Origin of the sequence: Kitasatospora sp. NPDC097605, assembly GCF_040302725.1 — a bacterium.
Taxonomy (GTDB): domain Bacteria; phylum Actinomycetota; class Actinomycetes; order Streptomycetales; family Streptomycetaceae; genus Kitasatospora.
This window is the reverse complement of record NZ_JBEOSF010000045.1, coordinates 40,197-57,875: the sequence shown is the minus strand read 5'-3', so window position 1 is coordinate 57,875 and position 17,679 is coordinate 40,197. Positions and strand designations below refer to the sequence as shown.

The following is a 17,679-nucleotide window of genomic DNA, read 5'->3' as shown; positions in this document are numbered from 1 at the left end:
GGACGCCGTACGGCGTCCGGGCCCGCGCCCGTTCCCGGTCCGTGCCCGGCCGCGGGCGCGGACCCTGCGCTCACAGCGAACAGTTCTGCGTGGGGGATTCAGCGGCCCGGCCTGCGCGTTAGGGTCCATGGACAGCAACAATCACGACGTGATACCCGGAAAGCTGTGCGACATCGTGACGGCCGTGGAGCGACCGTCCAAATCGACTGAGCAGGTGGCTAAGTGACGTACCCGCAGATGCAGATGCCCGGCCCGATGGCGCCGCACGCCGCCGCTGGTGACGTGCTGGGCGGCCTCGGCGACCAGGTCTACAACCGGCTGCTCAACGAGCGGATCATCTTCCTCGGCCAGCAGGTCGACGACGACATCGCCAACCGGATCACCGCCCAGCTGCTGCTGCTGGCGGCCGACCCGGACAAGGACATCTTCCTCTACATCAACTCCCCGGGCGGCTCGATCTCGGCCGGCATGGCGATCTACGACACCATGCAGTACATCAAGAACGACGTCGTCACCATCGCGATGGGCATGGCGGCCTCGATGGGCCAGTTCCTGCTGACCGCGGGCGCCAAGGGCAAGCGCTTCTCGCTGCCGAACGCCAACATCCTGATGCACCAGCCCTCCGCCGGCCTCGGCGGCTCGGCCACCGACATCCGGATCCAGGCGGAGCAGCTGCTGCGCACCAAGAAGCGGATGTCCGAGCTGATCGCCTTCCACAGCGGCCAGTCCTTCGAGCGGATCACCCAGGACTCCGACCGCGACCGCTGGTTCAGCCCGGAGGAGGCCCTGGAGTACGGCCTCATCGACGCGATCATGCACAGCGCCGCGGACGTCCCCGGCGGCGGCGGCACCGGCGCCTGAGCCCGGCCCGGGCCCACGAGACCACAGCCACAACGCTCCGGAGGACCAGAACACCCATGAACATCCCCAGCCTGTCGGCCGCCAAGGCCCGCGTCGAGGACATGCGTGCCGAGGGCCGCTACATCGTCCCGCGGTTCGTCGAGCGCACCTCGCAGGGCATCCGTGAGTACGACCCGTACGCCAAGCTGTTCGAGGAGCGCATCATCTTCCTCGGCTCGCAGGTGGACGACGTCTCGGCCAACGACATCATGGCGCAGCTGCTGTGCCTGGAGTCGATGGACCCGGACCGTGAGATCCAGATGTACATCAACTCGCCCGGCGGCTCGTTCACCGCGCTGACGGCGATCTACGACACCATGCAGTACGTCAAGCCGGACATCACCACCGTCTGCATGGGCCAGGCGGCCTCGGCGGCGGCCGTGCTGCTGGCGGCGGGCACCCCTGGAAAGCGGATGGCGCTGCCGAACGCCCGCATCCTGATCCACCAGCCCTACACCGAGACCGGCCGCGGCCAGGTCTCCGACCTGGAGATCCAGGCCAAGGAGATCTTCCGGATGCGCGAGCAGCTGGAGGAGATGCTCTCCAAGCACTCCAAGCGCACGGTCGAGCAGGTCCGCGACGACATCGAGCGCGACAAGATCCTCACGGCCGAGGAGGCCGTCGAGTACGGTCTGATCGACCTGGTCATCTCGACCCGCAAGGCCTCGCTGACCTCCTGAGGCCGGCACCTCCCTCCCGGCCCGTCCTCGGGCGGGGAGGCTGCCGGGGGCGGGGCGCGCGACCGGCTCGCGCGTCCCGCCCCCGGCGCACCGGCGGTTGCTCCGACGGCATCTGTTCGGTATCAATTCGCCCAGGGCGTAGGGCAGACCCGGCGAAGAGGGCGGAATCGGCGGCTCGGCAGAGTACCGTCGGATAGCGAGACCGATCGCCGTCGGCGTCGACGGTCCACAGCACCAGGCCCCGGAACTCCGCGGGGCCCCTGGCGAAGGGGAAGCACCTCGTGGCACGCATCGGAGACGGTGGCGACCTGCTCAAGTGCTCGTTCTGCGGCAAGTCGCAGAAGCAGGTGAAGAAGCTGATCGCCGGCCCAGGCGTGTACATCTGCGACGAGTGCATCGACCTGTGCAACGAGATCATCGAGGAGGAGCTCGCCGAGACCTCCGAGGTGCGCTTCGAGGAACTCCCGAAGCCCCGCGAGATCTACGAGTTCCTGGACCAGTACGTGGTCGGCCAGGACCTCGCCAAGAAGGCCCTGTCGGTGGCCGTCTACAACCACTACAAGCGGGTCCAGGCCGGTGAGGCCGGCCGCAGCGGCGGCAACGGCCGCGAGGACGCCATCGAGCTGGCGAAGTCCAACATCCTGCTGCTCGGCCCGACCGGCTCCGGCAAGACGCTGCTGGCGCAGACCCTGGCCCGGATGCTGAACGTGCCGTTCGCGATCGCCGACGCGACCGCGCTCACCGAGGCCGGGTACGTCGGCGAGGACGTCGAGAACATCCTGCTCAAGCTGATCCAGGCGGCCGACTACGACGTCAAGAAGGCCGAGACCGGGATCATCTACATCGACGAGATCGACAAGGTCGCGCGCAAGAGCGAGAACCCGTCGATCACCCGGGACGTCTCCGGCGAGGGCGTGCAGCAGGCGCTGCTGAAGATCCTGGAGGGCACCACCGCCTCGGTGCCGCCGCAGGGCGGGCGCAAGCACCCGCACCAGGAGTTCATCCAGATCGACACCACCAACGTGCTGTTCATCGTGGGCGGCGCGTTCGCGGGTCTGGAGCGGATCATCGAGGGCCGGGCGGGTGCCAAGGGCATCGGCTTCGGCGCGAACATCCGCTCCAAGCGTGAGCTGGACGCCAGCGACCACTTCCGTCAGGTGATGCCGGAGGACCTGGTCAAGTTCGGCATGATCCCGGAGTTCATCGGCCGCCTCCCGGTGATCACCAGCGTGCACAACCTGGACCGCGAGGCGCTGCTGCAGATCCTCACCGAGCCGAAGAACGCGCTGGTCAAGCAGTACCGCAAGCTCTTCGAACTGGACGGCGTGGAGCTGGAGTTCTCCCGGGACGCGCTGGAGGCGATCGCCGACCAGGCGATCCTGCGCGGCACCGGCGCGCGCGGTCTGCGGGCCATCATGGAGGAGGTGCTGATGTCCGTGATGTACGAGGTGCCCTCGCGTCAGGACGTCGCCCGCGTGGTGGTGACCGGGGACGTCGTCTCCAAGCACGCCATCCCGACCCTGGTGCCGCGCGACATGATCAAGCGGGAGCGGCGCGAGAAGAGCGCCTGACGATCCCCGCCCGGGCATGACGAGGGCCCCGGTACCGCCTTGTGGCGGCGCCGGGGCCCTCGGCCGTGCGGGTGCTCGGGGGTCCCGCGGTTACGTCCCGCGGTTACTTCGGGACCTCGGAGACGGCGCGCAGCGCGCGGGTGTCCGCCGCGAGCTTGTCGAGGTCGGGGCGGCCGCCGTCCGTCGCCGGCGGGGCCATCGTCAGGACCAGGCTGCTGGAGTCGGCCCAGGCGCAGACGCCCAGGTCGGTGCCGTCCTGGGAGGCGATGCCGCAGTCCATGCTGCCGCCCTTGGGGCCCGGGTCGACGGCGTGCCGGTCGCTGAGCTTGGTGCTGCCGTCGGCCTGCAGGCCCTTGAACATGGCGTTGAGCTCGGTCTTCGGGGCGAGCACCTTGCCGTAGGCGCCGAGCACCACGAGCTTGGGTTCCTCGGCGGAGTCCTGGTAGACGGCGCTGACGCCGGTCGGGTGCCAGGAGCCGTCGCCCTTGCCGAGTTCGGTGGTGATGGCCTCCTCCATCTGCCGGGCGACCTCGTTGTTCTCGTCCCTGGTGAGGCCGTTGAACGAGGCCGGCAGGACGACCTTCTGGGTGCCGGCGTTGGAGGTGACGTCGAAGACGAAGTACGCGACCGCGCCGCCGATGAGGGCCAGCACGAGCACGAAGACGCCGATGAGGATGCCGAGGGTGCGCCGGGAGCGGCGCGGCGGCGGGGGCGCGGGGAACGCGCCGTACGGGGCGTAGCCGGGTGGCAGCGGCTGGCCCGGCGCGCCGGGCGGGCCGGGCTGCGGCGGGACGGCGCCGTAGGGCGGCGGGGTCTGCGGCGGCGCGGGCGGGCCGGGGTAGGGCTGCCCGCCGTGGGGTTGCCCGCCGTAGGGCTGTCCGCCGGGCGGCGGCGGGGCGCCGTAGGGGTTCTGCTCGGTCACGGAGGCCCTTCCTGGGACGGTGGTGCCGGGCTGGTACGAAGGCTCGGACGAATGTCCGGCACGTTATCGCACCGGTCCGTCACCCGGTCGGGTCATACCCCCGCGGGCCGTCCGCGGCCCGCCCCGGTGTCCGGGGGGTGAAAGCCGTTCGTGACCCGGTTCCCGGGTTACGTAAACTGTCCGTCGTGACCGACACCACGAACCAGCGCCCCGTGAGCAACCACGCCGGGGACGAAGCAGCCACCCTCCCGACGACCTTCGCCCCGGCGGACGTAGAGGGCGAGCTGTACGAGCGCTGGGTAGAGCGCGGTTACTTCACCGCCGACGCCACGAGCGACAAGCCGCCGTACACCATCGTCATCCCGCCGCCGAACGTCACCGGCGCCCTGCACCTGGGCCACGCCTTCCAGCACACGCTGATGGACGCGCTGACCCGCCGCAAGCGCATGCAGGGCTTCGAGGCGCTCTGGCTGCCGGGCATGGACCACGCCGGCATCGCCACCCAGAACAAGGTCGAGCAGCAGCTCGCCGAGTCCGGGCTCTCCCGCCACGACCTGGGCCGCGAGGCCTTCGTCGAGAAGGTCTGGGAGTGGAAGGAGAACTACGGCGGCAGGATCCTCGGCCAGATGCGCCGCCTCGGCGACGGCGTCGATTGGTCGCGTGAGCGCTTCACCATGGACGAGGGCCTGTCGCAGGCCGTCCAGACCATCTTCAAGCGGCTCTTCGACGACGGCCTGATCTACCGGGCCGAGCGCATCATCAACTGGTGCCCGCGCTGCCTCACCGCGCTGTCCGACATCGAGGTGGAGCACGAGGAGGTCCCCGGCGAGCTGGTCTCGATCCGCTACGGGGACGGCGAGGACTCGATCGTCGTCGCCACCACCCGGGCCGAGACGATGCTGGGCGACACCGCGGTGGCCGTCCACCCGGACGACGAGCGCTACCGGCACCTGATCGGGCGGACCATCAAGCTGCCGCTGACCGACCGCGAGATCCCGGTCGTCGCGGACGAGCACGTGGACCCGGAGTTCGGCACCGGCGCCGTCAAGGTGACCCCGGCGCACGACCCCAACGACTTCGCCATCGGCCAGCGCCACGACCTGCCGAACCTGAGCGTGATGGACGAGCGCGGCGCGATCACCGTGCACGGCCCGTTCCTCGGCCTGGACCGGCTGGAGGCGCGTTCGGCGGTGGTCGGCGCGCTGCGCGAGCAGGGCCGGATCGTCGCCGAGAAGCGCCCGTACATGCACGCCGTCGGCCACTGCTCGCGCTGCCACACGGTGGTCGAGCCGCGGCTGTCGCTGCAGTGGTGGGTCAAGGTCGAGCCGCTGGCCAGGGCGGCCGGCGACGCGGTCCGCGACGGCAAGGTGGAGATCCACCCGAAGGAGCTGGAGCGCCGCTACTTCGACTGGGTCGACAACATGTACGACTGGTGCATCTCGCGCCAGCTGTGGTGGGGCCACCGGATCCCGGTCTGGTACGGCCCGGACGGCGAGGTCGTCTGCGTCGGACCGGACGAGCAGCCGCCGAGCGGCGAGGGCTGGCACCAGGACCCGGACGTCCTGGACACCTGGTTCTCCTCGGGCCTGTGGCCGTTCTCCACGCTGGGCTGGCCGGAGAAGACCCCGGACCTGGCGAAGTTCTACCCGACCGACGTCCTGGTCACCGGCCACGACATCATCTTCTTCTGGGTCGCCCGGATGATGATGTTCGGCCTGTACGCGATGGACGGCCAGGCGCCGTTCAAGACGGTCGCGCTGACCGGACTGGTCCGTGACGAGTTCGGCAAGAAGATGTCGAAGTCCTCCGGGACCGCCGTCGACCCGCTGGACTGGATGGACGCCTACGGCTCGGACGCGGTGCGCTTCACCCTGGCCCGCGGCGCCAACCCGGGCGCCGACGTGCCGATCGGCGAGGACTGGGTCAAGGGCGCGCGCAACTTCTGCAACAAGATCTGGAACGCGACCCGGTTCGCGCTGATGAACGGCGCGACCGTGGACGGCCCGCTGCCCGCCCCGGAGCAGCTGACCGCGGTGGACCGCTGGATCCTGTCGCGGCTGAACGCGACCGTGACCGAGGTCGACGCGCTGTACGACGGCTACGAGTTCGCCAAGGCCTCGGACGCGCTCTACCACTTCGCGTGGGACGAGGTGTTCGACTGGTATGTCGAGCTCTCCAAGACCACCCTGGCCAAGGGCGGCGCGCAGGCCGAGGCCTCCCGCCGGGTGCTGGGCGAGGTCCTGGACGTCACCCTGCGGCTGCTCCACCCGGTGGTGCCGTTCGTCACCGAGGCGCTGTGGACCACGCTGACCGGCGCCGAGTCGGTGGTCGTCGCCGACTGGCCGAAGGACAGCGGCTTCCGGGACACCGCGGCCGAGGCCGAGGTCGCCACGCTGCAGCAGGTGGTCACCGAGGTCCGCCGGTTCCGTTCGGACCAGGGCCTGCAGCCGGCCCAGAAGGTCCCGGCGCGCCTGGAGCTCGCGGGCACCGTGCTCGCCGTCCACGAGGACGCGATCCGTTCGCTGCTGCGGCTGACCGTGCCCGAGGAGGGCTTCGCGGCCACCGCCTCGCTGCCGGTCGCCGGCGCCACCGTGGCGCTGGACCTGTCCGGCACGATCGACGTCGCGGCGGAGCGCAAGCGCCTCGCCAAGGACCTCGCGGCCGCCGAGAAGGAGAAGGCCCAGTGCGGCGCCAAGCTCGGCAACGAGGCCTTCCTGGCCAAGGCACCGGACGAGGTGGTCGCCAAGATCCGGGGCCGTCAGGAGGCCGCCGAGGCCGACATCGCCCGGATCACCGCCCAGCTCGCGGCGCTGCCGCAGGGCTGACGCGCCGACGGTTCCCCGGAGCCGCACCCCGCCGACGCGGGGTGCGGCTCCTCCGTTTTTCCGGAGGTCGGAAAATCGTGCGGCCCAATAGCCCAATCCGTTGCTCCCTTCCGGCGAATATTCATCCCGGACCGGGTGAGGTCCTATTCCGCCCGAATTCATTCCGGTCTTGCCCGCGCGCGCTCGCGGAAGTTTCCAGGTCGACTGTGTACGGTGTGCTTCGAGTTCCGGACGGCGAGGAGTTGACGGGAGGGCATGGACGTGATGGTGACCGAGGAGCTGGCCGGCGAACTGCCTGCCGAGGCGGTCGAGGAGGCCAAGGGCCGGGCGGCGAGCCTGCTGCTGGCCTTCCGGCACGGGAACCAGCTCGCCTTCGACCACGCGCTGGACCGGCTGTTCGAGGAGCACGTCGAGCGCGAGGTGACCACCCTGCTCACCTGGATCGCCGCCGAGGCGGTCCGCAAGGCCTACGCCCCCGAGGTCGGCGACCGGGTGCTGCGGGCGATGGCCCGGCGCGCCCCGCACGACACCGGCGCCGTCCACGTCGACGAGGAGGGCGTGGACGCGGCCCGGCTGATCGAGGCGGTCGCGGCCGGCGAGGTGGCCGAGGTCCGCGGCCTGGTCGCCACCACCCCCGACACCACCTTCCTGCTCGGCGGCCTGCTCCAGGGCGTGGCGATGATGCTGCCGCTGCTGCCGGAGGGCGAGCTGGCCGAGATCACCGCCGAGCTGCGCCGCCGCCACGGCGGAGCGGCCGCGAGCGTGCCGGAGGCCCGGGCCGGGGTCTGACCCCGGCCCGGGCCCACGGCCCCGCCTGTCCCGCGTGTCCTGCGTGTCCCGCCTACGGCATCGCGTGCAGGTGCGAGCCGACGGTGTTGGCGATCCCGCCGCCCGCCTTGGCGTCCCAGTTGGTCGACCAGGTCATCGCCCCGCCGATCCCGGGCCACTTGGTGTCGGGCTTGAAGCTGCCGCAGTTGGTGCCGGAGGCCAGGCAGTCCAGCGCGTTGTTGACCACGCTCGGGCTGACGTAGCCGCCGCCGGCCGCGCTGGTGGAGGCCGGCACGCCGAGGCCCACCTGGTCGGGCCGCAGCCCGCCCTTGAGCTGGATGCAGGCCAGCCCGGTGAGGAAGTTGACGGTGCCCTGGGAGTACACCTGGCCGTCGCAGCCGAGCATCGCGCCGGAGTTGTAGTACTGCGTGTTGACGATGGTGAGGATGTCCTTCACGTTCAGCGCCAGCTTGAAGTACTCCATGCCGGTGGACTGCATGTCGATGGTCTGCGGCGCCATGGTGAGCGTGAACCCGGGGCCGGCCTTGGCGGCCAGCGAGTGCAGCGCCTGGCCCATGTAGGTGGAGTTGATGCCGTTCTCCAGGTCGATGTCCACGCCGTCGAAGCCGTAGGTCTGCATCAGGGACCAGGCGGTGTTCGCGAAGTTGGCGGCCGAGGTGGCGCTGCTGACGGAGACGGTGCCCTTCTCGCCGCCGACCGAGAGGATCACCTTCTTGCCGGCCGCCTTCTTGGCCGCGATGTCGGCCTTGAACTGGGCCTCGGTGTAGCCGCCGAGCCGGGAGGAGAGCGTCGGGTCCAGGGCGAAGCCCAGGCCCCCGGGCGTGCCGGTGGCCTCGGCGAAGGAGACCGCGATGATGTCGTACGCGGCCGGGACGTCGCTGATCCGCTGCACGGTGGCGCCGTTGTCGAAGTTCTGCCAGTAGCCGGTCAGCAGGTGCTTGGACGGCGGCCGGGGCGTGGTGGCGGTGGGGGAGGGCGTGGTGGTCTCGGTGGGCGACGGGCTGCCGGGGTCGGTCGGGGTGGGGCTGGTCGCGGTGGGGCTGGGCTTGGGGTCGCCCGGGCCGAGCAGCGAGACGTCGTCGGCCAGGAAGGCCGGCTGCCCGTACCAGCCGTGCAGGTAGACGGTGACGCTGGTGGTGTTCGCCCCGGTGGTGAAGGTGGTGCTGAGCTTGGACCAGGCGTTGCCGCCGGGCGTCCAGGTGCTCGGGTCGGTGCCGCCGGTGCCGCGGGCGCCGAGGTAGATGTAGGAGCCCTGGACCCAGCTGCTCAGGGTGTAGGTCGAGGACGGCTTGACCGCGACGGTCTGGGTGCACTCGCCGGTGCCGCCGCCGCCCGGGGTGGAGCGCAGCGCGCCGGTGCCGGAGTGGACCGTGGCGGTCTCCGGTGCGCCGGCCGTACAGGTCCAGCCGTTGAGGCGGTTGGCGTCCTCGAAGCCGCCGTTGGTGATGAGCTCGACGTCGGTCGGGGCGGCGTGGGCGCCGGGGCCGCCGGCGAGGACCAGGCCGCTCAGGCCGATCGCGACGGCACTGGCGCCGGCGAGCATCGAGTGGACGGCGCGCGGGCGCCGCTGTCGGGCAGGTGGCATGACTCCAGCTCCTGTGGGGGAGGCCGGCGGCTCCCGTGGGGGAGAGCCGTCCGGGTGTCGATGGATGTGCGTGCGGGAGCTACCGACAAATCAAGTCCCTGTCGGGGCAGGAGACTTGCCCTCACAAAATGGAGTAGACCAATTCGGCTGTCAAGAGGGCCCTGTCCGAGGGCCCGGTCCGGGTGCCCGCCCCGGGCCGGCTCAGGCGGCCATCGGCGCCGCCGCCGCGGGCTCCTCGGCCAGCCGGGCGGTCAGCCGGGCGATCCGGGCGGAGGCCAGGCCGTCGCCGTACGGGCTGGGGACGGCCGCGAGCCGGGCGAGCCGCTCGGGGGTGTCGGCCAGCCAGGCCCGGGCGTGCTCGCCGAGTTCGGCGCCGGGCGCCACCAGCGCGGCGAAGCCGGCCTCGACGGCCTCCGGGCGCTCGGTGGAGCGGCGTACCACCAGCAGCGGGCGGCCGAGCACCGTGCACTCCTCCTGCACCCCGCCGGAGTCGGAGACCAGCAGCGCGGCGTGCCGGGCCAGGCCCAGGAAGCCGGCGTAGCCGACCGGCCCGGTCACCGCGAGCCGCTCCAGCAGGCCGTCCAGGGCGAACCGTTCGACGGCGGCCCGGGTGCGCGGGTGCATCGGGAACAGCACCGGGGTGCCGGCCCGGGCGATCCGGTCGAGTTCGGCGAGGACGGCGCCGAGCGCCTCGGCGGTGTCGGTGTTCTCCGGCCGGTGCACGGTGGCCAGCACATAGCGGTCGGCGGCCAGGCCGTGCCCGGCGAGCAGGGCGGCCCGGGCGGCGGTGTCCGGCAGCGAGCGGCGGACCACCTCGACGACGGTGTTGCCGGTGAGCGCGATCCGCTCCTCGGCGAGGGACTCGGCGCGCAGGTTGGCGGCGTTGTCGGGGGTGGCGGCGCACAGCAGGTCGGCGACGTGGTCGACCATCACCCGGTTGTGCTCCTCGGGCATCGCCCGGTCGAAGCTGCGCAGCCCGGCCTCGACGTGCACCAGCGGGATGTCCCGGGCGTTGGCGGCGAGCGCGCCGGCCAGGGTGGCGTTGGTGTCGCCCTGGACGACGACGGCGGCCGGGCGGTCCTCGGCGAAGGCGGCGTCGAGCTGGCCGAGCGACCGGGCGATCTGGCCGCCCCGGGGGCGGCCGCCGACGCCGGTGAGCAGTTCGGGGCGGGGCAGGCCGAGGTCGCGCAGGAAGCGGCCGGACATCGCCTCGTCCCAGTGCTGGCCGGTGTGGACCAGGCGGGTGGCGGGGCCGAGTTCGTGGATCAGCGGGGCGAGCTTGACCAGTTCGGGGCGGGTGCCGAGGACGACGGCGACGCTGCCGGGGGCGAGCGGGCGGTCGGCGGCGGGCGTCGGGGACGGGCACGCGGTCATGGCGGAACGGCTCCGTTCTCGGGAGTGGGGAGGTCGGGGGCGGGGATCAGGACTCGAGCGCGGTGGGGGCGCCTAGGGCGACCTTCTCGGCGTTGCGCCGGGTCTTGGCCCAGCCGTTGCGGCCGAGCAGCAGGCGCACCGCGGCCCGGATGGCGACCACGAACAGGTGGTAGGCGTAGAGCCAGACCAGGACGCCCCAGAGCAGGCCGGCGGCCCGGCGGCGGTCGGGGTGGACGAGCCGGCGGTAGGCCGGGCCCCAGAACACCATCGGCAGGGTGGCGAGCACGAAGGCGAGCGCCATCCACGGGCCGTAGCGCAGCTGGAAGCCGGCGGTCTCCGCGGGGAAGAGCACGAGGCCCGCCCCGGTGATCGCCAGCGACAGCGGGGTGAGGACGACCAGCAGCACGCAGACCACCGGCTGGAGGAAGGTGTAGAGCACCTCGGCCTTGCCGGCGGGCCGGTAGTGCCGCGAGCGCAGCACCCTCCCGGTGTAGCGCAGGCACTGCATGTTGCCCTGCGCCCAGCGGGTGCGCTGGGTGAGGAAGCGCCGCCAGGAGACCAGGGCCTCCTGGGAGACGGCGGCCTCGGTGACATGGGTGAGCCGCCAGCCGGCCAGCCGCAGGTCGAGGCCGGACTCGTAGTCCTCCAGCAGGGCGCGCTCGGGCCAGGGGCGTCCGGCGCGGCCCTCCTCGGCGGTGAGCGAGTCCAGGGCGGTGAGCCGCACGAACTGGCCGTTGCCGCCGAGGCCGACGCTGCCGGTGCGCCGGCGCAGCAGCTGCATGCCGGCGTTGTTGGCCCGGAACTCGACGTCCTGCATCCGCACCAGGGCGCGGGCGGCCGCGTTGGCGGCGCGGCCGCGGCCGGGCAGCGGCCGCTCGTCCTCGGCGTTGCGCATCCGCACGCCGATCTGCACGGCGCCGGTGTCGGGGCGGCCCATCGCGCGGTCGTTGCAGACCTGTTCGAGGGTGCCGGGGTCGAGCTGCCCGTCGGCGTCGACCACGCCGAGGACCACCCGGGAGCGGTCGGTGCCGGGCGGCAGCCAGGCGGAGATCTCCCGGTAGGCGGCGTTGAGGGCGGCGCCCTTGCCGATCCGGGCGTGCGGGCGGCGGCGCTGGACCAGGTGGACGCGCTCGTCGCGGGCGGCGGCGGCGAGCACCAGGTCGCGGGTGGCGTCCTCGCTGTCGTCGTCGATCACCCACAGGTGGGCGGCGGGGGCGACGGCCCGCAGGCCGGCCAGTGTCTGGGTGACCACGGCCTCCTCGTCCCGGCAGGGGATCACCAGGTGCCACTGGAAGGCGGCGGGGTCGCCGGGCCGCGCGGGGGCGTTGTGCCGGAAGGCGTGCCGGGAGCCGGCCCAGTAGACCAGGAAGCGGCCGAACACCAGGACCATGTAGCAGAGCAGGGCCAGCGAGATCAGTCCGCCGAGCTGGAGGAAGCCCTCGCGGTGCGTCTCGACGAAGTGGCGCAGGGCGTCGGGCATGGCGCGGTGCTCCTCATGATCGAAGGTGATTTATCTCCCTGGGATGCGAATCAATGCTTCATTGCGGTCTGATGTCGCTAAATCGATAGTAAACACGGGAAACTGCCGAACTCGGGCAAAGTGGTCGTTCTCACCCCGTGAGGAGCGACGCGCCCCGCTCCGTAGACTGTGGTCGTGAGCGACAAGGCCGACCCGAACCCGTACACCCTCCGCCCCGCCGACGGCGGCACCGGCGACGCCCTGCGCGACGTCGAGGTGGAACTCTCCGAGCGCTGGCCGGAGAACAAGCTGGAGCCCTCGCTCGACCGGATCGAGGCGCTGATGGACATCCTGGGCCAGCCCCAGCGCTCCTTCCCCTCCATCCACGTCACCGGTACCAACGGCAAGACCTCCACCGCCCGGATGATCGAGCAGCTGCTCACCGTCTTCGAGCTGCGCACCGGCCGCTACACCAGCCCGCACGTGGAGAGCGTCACCGAGCGGATCACCCTGGACGGCGCCCCGATCACCCCCGAGCGGTTCGTCGAGGTCTACCGCGACATCGAGCCCTACGTGCGGATGGTCGACGAGCGCGAGCCGGTCGCGATGTCCTTCTTCGAGGTGCTCACCGGCATGGCCTACGCCGCCTTCGCCGACGCCCCGGTGGACGTCGCCGTGGTCGAGGTCGGCATGGGCGGCTCCTGGGACGCCACCAACGTCATCGACGCCGCCGTCGCCGTCATCACCCCGATCGGCCTGGACCACACCGACAAGCTGGGGGAGACCACCGGCGAGATCGCCGTCGAGAAGTCCGGGATCATCAAGTCCGGCGCCGTCGCCGTCGTCGCCCAGCAGCAGCTCGACGCCGCCCAGACCATCCTGCGGCGCGCCGTCGAGGTCGACGCCACGGTCGCCCGCGAGGGCATGGAGTTCGGCGTCATCCGCCGCGAACTCGCCGTCGGCGGCCAGCTGGTGACGCTGCGCGGGCTCGGCGGCGAGGAGTACGAGGACGTCTTCCTGCCGCTGCACGGCGAGTACCAGGCGCACAACGCGGCCCTCGCGCTGGCCGCCGTCGAGGCGTTCTTCGGCGTCGGCGGCGCCCGCGGCGGACAGCTCGACGCGGACAAGGTCCGCCAGGCGTTCTCCGGCGTCAGCTCCCCGGGCCGGCTGGAGGTCGTCCGGCGCAGCCCCACCATCGTCCTGGACGCCGCCCACAACCCGCACGGCGCCCGGGCCACCGTCGCCGCGCTCACCGAGTCCTTCGGCTTCACCCGCCTCGTCGGGGTCATCGGCACCAGCGGCGACAAGGACGTGACCGGCCTGCTGGAGGCCTTCGAGCCGGTCCTCGCCGAGGTCGTCGTCACCCGCAACTCCACCCACCGCGCGATGGACGTGGACGAGCTGGCCGCGCTCGCGGTCGAGGTCTTCGGCGAGGAGCGCGTCCAGGTCGAGCCCCGGCTCGACGACGCCATCGCCGCCGCCGTCACCCTGGCCGAGGAGGAGGGCGACCTCGGCGGCGCCGGGGTGCTGGTCACCGGTTCGGTCATCACGGTGGGCGAGGCCCGCCTGCTGCTCGGGAGGAAGTGACGATGAGGACGCTCTGCTCCTCGACGCTGATCGGCGAGGCCCTCGTGGTGCTGTTCGCGGCCCTGGTCGCGATGCAGCTCTCCGACGTGTCCACCGGCGCGCTGTGGACCGTCAGCGGGGTCGCGATGGCGCTGTGCCTGCTGCTCTGCGGCATGATCACCCGCCCCGGCGCGGTCGCCGTCGGCTGGGCCCTGCAGCTCGCGCTGATCGCCAGCGGCTTCGTCGTGCCGACCATGTTCGGGCTCGGCGCGGTCTTCGCCGGCCTGTGGTGGTGCTCGGTGCACTACGGCCGCAAGATCGACGAGATCAAGGCCGCCCGGGCCGCCGCCGCGACCGCCTGAGGCGGCCCAGGACCGGGTCCGGCGCGTTCGTTCACGCAAGGTAGCCTCTGCGGTAGTCGCACGGCGCACGCGGATCCGCGCGTGCGCGCCGAAACGCGTGCGCGCCGAACCCGATTTCCCCAGGAGACGCCCCGTGTCCCAGCGCACTCTCGTCCTGCTCAAGCCCGACGCCGTGAAGCGCGGCCTGGCCGGCGAGATCATCAGCCGCATCGAGCGCAAGGCCGGCTGGCGGCTCGCCGCCGTCGAGCTGCGCACCTTCGACCGGGCGACGCTGGAGCACCACTACGCGGAGCACGTCGGCCGCCCGTTCTACGAGCCGCTGCTGGAGTTCATGACCTCCGGCCCGTCGATCGCCCTGATCGTCGAGGGCGAGGAGGCCATCGCCGGCGTCCGCATGCTGGCCGGCGCCACCAACCCGCTGGAGGCCGGGGCCGGCACCATCCGCGGCGACTACGCGACGATCACCCGCGAGAACCTCATCCACGCCTCCGACTCGGTCGAGTCCGCCGAGCGCGAGATCAAGATCTTCTTCCCCGCGCACGCCTGACCCGACCGGGCGCGGCGACCACCAGGGACCTTCGGAAGGCCCCGGCCGGGACCATTGGCCCGGCCGGGGCATTCTTATCGGGAAATAGGGAACCAGGCCCTCCGACACGGCGTCCCAATGCCCGGAGAAGCGATCACGCCCCGGACAATGGACGGCATGCCCCACGTCGACGTCCGTGCCGACCGGCGTGACTACGATGGACGCGACTCAAGGGCCCGGTAAGGCAGCTCAGCTGGTCGCCGCCCACGCGTGGGCGCGCACACCGTTACCCCACAAGACTCCGAGCCCGGGAAAGGCACCCCACCCCATGGCGAGCAACCTGTCGTTCATCGGCCGCGACTTGGCGATCGACCTCGGAACTGCCAACACGCTGGTGTACGTCAGGGGCAAGGGGATCGTCCTCAACGAGCCGTCCGTGGTGGCGGTCAACACCAACACCGGGGGCATCCTCGCGGTCGGCTCCGAGGCCAAGAAGATGATCGGCCGCACCCCCGGCAACATCGTCGCCATCCGCCCGCTCAAGGACGGCGTGATCGCCGACTTCGAGATCACCGAGCGGATGCTGCGCTACTTCATCCTCAAGGTGCACCGCCGCCGCTTCCTCGCCCGCCCCCGGGTCGTCGTCTGCGTCCCCTCCGGCATCACCGGCGTCGAGCGCCGCGCCGTCATCGAGGCCTCCCTGCAGGCCGGCTGCCGCCAGGTGCACATCATCGAGGAGCCGATGGCCGCCGCCATCGGCGCCGGGCTGCCCGTCCACGAGCCCACCGGCAACATGGTCGTCGACATCGGCGGCGGCACCACCGAGGTCGCCGTCATCTCGCTCGGCGGCATCGTCACCGCGCAGTCCATCCGGGTCGCCGGCGACGAGCTGGACAACGCCATCGTCCAGCACATCAAGAAGGAGTACTCGCTGCTCCTCGGCGAGCGCAGCGCCGAACAGATCAAGATGAGCATCGGCTCCGCCTTCGGCCTGGAGGGCGAGAAGGACGAGCACGCCGAGATCCGCGGCCGCGACCTGGTCAGCGGCCTGCCCAAGACCGTCGTCATCTCCGCCGCCGAGGTCCGCGAGGCCATCGACGAGCCGGTCAACTCGATCATCGACGCGGTCAAGACCACCCTCGACCAGTGCCCGCCCGAGCTGGCCGGCGACGTCATGGACCGGGGCATCGTGCTCACCGGCGGCGGCGCCCTGCTGCGCGGCCTGGACGAGCGGCTGCGCCGGGAGACCGGCATGCCGATCCACATCGCGGAGAACCCGCTGGACTCCGTCGCACTCGGCTCCGGCAAGTGCGTCGAGGAGTTCGAGGCGCTCCAGCAGGTACTCGACGCCGCACCGCGCCGTTAGCACAACCGACACACCAGCCGAACTGACGGGCCCCCGCCCGGGTCCACAGCCCGGGACGGCGGCCAGGGGTACGAAGGGGCAGTACCAGCACCGTGAGGGACACACGAGAGAGCCGGCTGCTGCTCATCCTGCTGGTGGCCGTCGCCTTCGCCTTGATCACCGTCGACATCAAGGGCGGTGAGAGCTCCCCGCTCGGCGGCGCCCGGCGCGCGGCCGCCGCCGTCCTCGGCCCGGTCGAACGCGGCGCCGCCACCGCCGTCGACCCGGTCGCCGACACCGTGCGCGCCTTCCGCGACGCCGCCTCGAACAGCGGGCGCACCGACCAGCTCGCCCGCGAGAACACCGAACTGCGGCAGAAGCTCGCCTCCTCCGACATGGCCGGCGGACGCACCAAGCAGCTCGACGACCTGCTGCGTACCGCCGGCGCCGGCGGCTACACCGTCAAGGCCGCGCAGACCATCGCGATCGGCCCGGCCCAGGGCTTCTCCTGGACCATCACCATCGACGCCGGCAGCGACGACGGCCTCACCCGCGACATGACCGTCATCAACGGCCAGGGCCTGGTCGGGCGGATCACCACCGTCGCCCCGACCACCGCCACCGTGCTGCTCGCCTCCGACCCCGGCTTCACCGCCGGCACCCGGCTGGAGGGCAGCGGCGAGATCGGCTTCGCCGCCGGCGGCGGCACCAGCGCCATGAAGGTCTCGCTGCTCAACGGCAAGGCCCAGGTCAAGGAGGGCGACCGGCTGGTCACCTTCGGCTCGCAGAGCGGCCGCCCGTTCGTCCCCGGCGTCCCGGTCGGCAAGGTCGTCCAGGTCGAGGCCAACCCCGGCCAGCTCACCAAGACGGTCCTGGTCGAGCCGTTCGTCCAGTTCACCCGGCTCGACCTGGTCGGCGTGGTCGTCGTCCCGCCGCGCACCGACCCGCGCGACGCCGTCCTGCCGCCCGCCCCCGCGCCGGGCGACCAGGGCCAGGCCGCACCGGCGGCACCCGCCGCGCCGGCCGCCCCCGCCGTCCCGGCCGCCGTCCCGCCCGCCAAGCCCACTGGGGGGAACTGAGCCATGCGCCTCGCCCGCATCCCCGTCTCCGCCGTGCTGATCCTGCTCGGCCTGCTGCTGCAGGTCAGCGTCTTCGGCCGGCTGCAACTGCCCGGGGCCACCCCCGACATACTGCTGCTCGTGGTCGTCGGCCTCGCCCTCGTCTACGGGCCCACCGGCGGCTGCCTGGTCGGCTTCGCGGCCGGCCTGCTCGCCGACCTCGCCCCGCCCTCCGACCACGCCATCGGCCGCTACGCGCTGGTGCTCTGCCTGATGGGCTACGCCGCCGGACTGCTGCGCCCCGAGCACGGCCGCCAGCGCTCGGTCCCCAGCGCGCTGCTGGTGGTGGGCGGCGCCGCGATCGCCTCCACCCTGCTGTACGCGATGGTCGGCGCGCTGGTCGGCGACACCGCCGCCCGGCACGTCGGGCTCGGCCAGCTGGTGTTCACCGCCCTGCTCTACGACCTGCTGCTGGCCCCCTTCGTGGTGCCCGTCGTGATGCTGGTCGCCCGCCGCTTCGGCAAGGACCCGCTGTCCGTCGCCGAGGACGACGAGGGCGGCCCCGGCCTCGGCACCCTGTCCCGCTACCGCACCACCCGCGACACCGGGAGCGGCTCCGCCTACAAGAGGAAGCGCCTGCTCGGCGCGGTCAAGCGCCCGTAGCCCCCGGCCCCGGCCGAAAGCGACCAGCCCGCCCGCCCTGTTCTGTTTTGGAGC

15 protein-coding genes are annotated in these 17,679 nt (G+C 72.1%); 11 read left to right on the top strand and 4 right to left on the bottom strand.

All coding sequences use genetic code 11. The annotated features are described in order from the left end of the window. The first annotated feature begins 243 nt into the window (after positions 1 to 243). The 3 genes from ABTX81_RS34025 (at position 244) to clpX (ending at position 3,151) form a co-directional block, all read left to right on the top strand. Positions 244 to 861, top strand: coding sequence for an ATP-dependent Clp protease proteolytic subunit (locus ABTX81_RS34025; protein WP_502892920.1), 618 nt, complete (start codon positions 244 to 246; stop codon positions 859 to 861). A 56-nt stretch (positions 862 to 917) separates the two neighbouring features. Then, positions 918 to 1,580: an ATP-dependent Clp protease proteolytic subunit gene (locus ABTX81_RS34020; protein ID WP_350553730.1), complete on the top strand. Its 663-nt coding sequence runs from the start codon at positions 918 to 920 to the stop codon at positions 1,578 to 1,580. Between the two features lie 281 nt (positions 1,581 to 1,861). Next, positions 1,862 to 3,151 carry an ATP-dependent Clp protease ATP-binding subunit ClpX gene (gene clpX, locus ABTX81_RS34015; RefSeq protein WP_030309676.1) on the top strand — a complete coding sequence of 430 codons (1,290 nt, stop codon included), beginning with the start codon at positions 1,862 to 1,864 and terminating at the stop codon, positions 3,149 to 3,151. A gap of 103 nt (positions 3,152 to 3,254) precedes the next feature. Here the strand turns inward: clpX and ABTX81_RS34010 are convergent, their stop codons facing one another. Next, entirely contained in the window at positions 3,255 to 4,073 is an 819-nt protein-coding gene (locus ABTX81_RS34010; protein WP_350553727.1) for a hypothetical protein, read from the bottom strand. Between the two features lie 185 nt (positions 4,074 to 4,258). Here ABTX81_RS34010 and ABTX81_RS34005 point away from each other — a divergent pair, with 185 nt between their 5' ends. Both ABTX81_RS34005 and ABTX81_RS34000 read left to right on the top strand, forming a co-directional pair. Then, positions 4,259 to 6,898 (top strand): valine--tRNA ligase, encoded by a 2,640-nt coding sequence (locus tag ABTX81_RS34005; RefSeq protein WP_350553725.1) that lies wholly within the window; start codon positions 4,259 to 4,261, stop codon positions 6,896 to 6,898. A gap of 255 nt (positions 6,899 to 7,153) precedes the next feature. Next, a complete protein-coding gene (locus ABTX81_RS34000; protein WP_350553724.1) occupies positions 7,154 to 7,687 on the top strand; it encodes a hypothetical protein in 534 nt (177 codons plus the stop codon). A 52-nt stretch (positions 7,688 to 7,739) separates the two neighbouring features. Here the strand turns inward: ABTX81_RS34000 and ABTX81_RS33995 are convergent, their stop codons facing one another. The 3 genes from ABTX81_RS33995 to ABTX81_RS33985 form a co-directional block, all read right to left on the bottom strand. After that, positions 7,740 to 9,272 carry a chitinase gene (locus tag ABTX81_RS33995; protein WP_350553722.1) on the bottom strand — a complete coding sequence of 511 codons (1,533 nt, stop codon included), beginning with the start codon at positions 9,270 to 9,272 and terminating at the stop codon, positions 7,740 to 7,742. A 201-nt stretch (positions 9,273 to 9,473) separates the two neighbouring features. Beyond that, positions 9,474 to 10,646, bottom strand: coding sequence for a non-hydrolyzing UDP-N-acetylglucosamine 2-epimerase (gene wecB / locus ABTX81_RS33990; protein ID WP_350553720.1), 1,173 nt, complete (start codon positions 10,644 to 10,646; stop codon positions 9,474 to 9,476). Positions 10,647 to 10,692: 46 nt separating this feature from the next. Further along, positions 10,693 to 12,036, bottom strand: a complete 1,344-nt coding sequence (locus ABTX81_RS33985) for an XrtP-associated glycosyltransferase (RefSeq protein WP_502892919.1) — start codon at positions 12,034 to 12,036, stop codon at positions 10,693 to 10,695. Between the two features lie 264 nt (positions 12,037 to 12,300). Between ABTX81_RS33985 and folC the strand changes: the two genes are divergently transcribed. The 6 genes from folC to mreD all read left to right on the top strand — a co-directional run bounded on the left by folC (position 12,301) and on the right by mreD (position 17,625). Continuing rightward, entirely contained in the window at positions 12,301 to 13,692 is a 1,392-nt protein-coding gene (folC, locus tag ABTX81_RS33980) for a bifunctional tetrahydrofolate synthase/dihydrofolate synthase (protein WP_350553716.1), read from the top strand. Between the two features lie 2 nt (positions 13,693 to 13,694). Beyond that, entirely contained in the window at positions 13,695 to 14,033 is a 339-nt protein-coding gene (locus ABTX81_RS33975; protein ID WP_350553714.1) for a DUF4233 domain-containing protein, read from the top strand. 133 nt (positions 14,034 to 14,166) lie between these two features. Continuing rightward, entirely contained in the window at positions 14,167 to 14,580 is a 414-nt protein-coding gene (ndk, locus tag ABTX81_RS33970) for a nucleoside-diphosphate kinase (RefSeq protein ID WP_350553712.1), read from the top strand. A gap of 319 nt (positions 14,581 to 14,899) precedes the next feature. Further along, positions 14,900 to 15,925 carry a rod shape-determining protein gene (locus ABTX81_RS33965; RefSeq protein WP_030309693.1) on the top strand — a complete coding sequence of 342 codons (1,026 nt, stop codon included), beginning with the start codon at positions 14,900 to 14,902 and terminating at the stop codon, positions 15,923 to 15,925. A gap of 92 nt (positions 15,926 to 16,017) precedes the next feature. Further along, positions 16,018 to 16,983, top strand: a complete 966-nt coding sequence (gene mreC / locus ABTX81_RS33960; protein ID WP_350553710.1) for a rod shape-determining protein MreC — start codon at positions 16,018 to 16,020, stop codon at positions 16,981 to 16,983. A 3-nt stretch (positions 16,984 to 16,986) separates the two neighbouring features. Next, positions 16,987 to 17,625 carry a rod shape-determining protein MreD gene (gene mreD / locus ABTX81_RS33955; RefSeq protein WP_350553708.1) on the top strand — a complete coding sequence of 213 codons (639 nt, stop codon included), beginning with the start codon at positions 16,987 to 16,989 and terminating at the stop codon, positions 17,623 to 17,625. Positions 17,626 to 17,679: the final 54 nt, after the last annotated feature.

Bases quoted from the DNA above. Each gene is read 5' to 3' on its own strand.
- ABTX81_RS34025 (WP_502892920.1), top strand. From the start codon at position 244: ATGCCCGGCCCGATGGCGCCGCACGCCGCCGCTGGTGACGTGCTGGGC.
- ABTX81_RS34020 (WP_350553730.1), top strand. From the start codon at position 918: ATGAACATCCCCAGCCTGTCGGCCGCCAAGGCCCGCGTCGAGGACATG.
- ABTX81_RS34000 (WP_350553724.1), top strand. From the start codon at position 7,154: ATGGACGTGATGGTGACCGAGGAGCTGGCCGGCGAACTGCCTGCCGAG.
- ABTX81_RS33995 (WP_350553722.1), bottom strand. From the start codon at position 9,272: ATGCCACCTGCCCGACAGCGGCGCCCGCGCGCCGTCCACTCGATGCTC.
- wecB (WP_350553720.1), bottom strand. From the start codon at position 10,646: ATGACCGCGTGCCCGTCCCCGACGCCCGCCGCCGACCGCCCGCTCGCC.
- ABTX81_RS33985 (WP_502892919.1), bottom strand. From the start codon at position 12,036: ATGGTCCTGGTGTTCGGCCGCTTCCTGGTCTACTGGGCCGGCTCCCGG.
- ABTX81_RS33975 (WP_350553714.1), top strand. From the start codon at position 13,695: ATGAGGACGCTCTGCTCCTCGACGCTGATCGGCGAGGCCCTCGTGGTG.
- mreD (WP_350553708.1), top strand. From the start codon at position 16,987: ATGCGCCTCGCCCGCATCCCCGTCTCCGCCGTGCTGATCCTGCTCGGC.